The sequence below is a fragment of the Rhodococcus sp. R1101 genome (assembly GCF_000278445.1).
In the GTDB taxonomy this organism is placed as follows: Bacteria; Actinomycetota; Actinomycetes; order Mycobacteriales; family Mycobacteriaceae; genus Rhodococcus; species Rhodococcus gordoniae.
Window position 1 is genome coordinate 1 of the sequence record NZ_AJVB01000953.1, and the last position, 429, is coordinate 429.

At 67.6% G+C, this 429-nt stretch carries 1 protein-coding gene; it reads left to right on the forward strand.

Annotated elements, in window-relative coordinates; all coding sequences use genetic code 11:
• Window positions 1–429 (forward strand): AMP-binding enzyme (locus R1101_RS29085; RefSeq protein ID WP_037225483.1); only part of this gene is annotated, 429 nt, incomplete at both ends.

The window sequence follows — 429 nt, forward strand, 5'->3', positions numbered from 1 at the left end:
GATGACCACCTCTCCTGTCTCGCCGGACGGGGAACTGCTGGCGTCCGGCGAGACAGGAGAGGTGGTCATCGCGGGGCCGACGGTCATGCGCGGTTACCTCGATCGCCCCGATGCGACCGCCGAGACCGTCCGCGACGGCTGGTTGCACACCGGGGACATCGGGATCCTGGACGAGGACGGCTATCTGCGCATCGTCGACCGCGTCAAGGACATGATCATCCGTGGTGGCGAGAACATCTACCCCAAGGAGATCGAAACCGTCCTTACCTCGATCGACGACGTTCTCGAAGCCGCGGTCGTCGGCCGGCCCGACCCGGTCCTCGGCGAGGTTCCCGTCGCCTACGTGGTGCTGTACCCGGATGCGACGACGACCGCCGAGGGCCTCCTCGAGCACTGCCGGCGGCACCTGATGCGCGCGAAGGTGCCCGA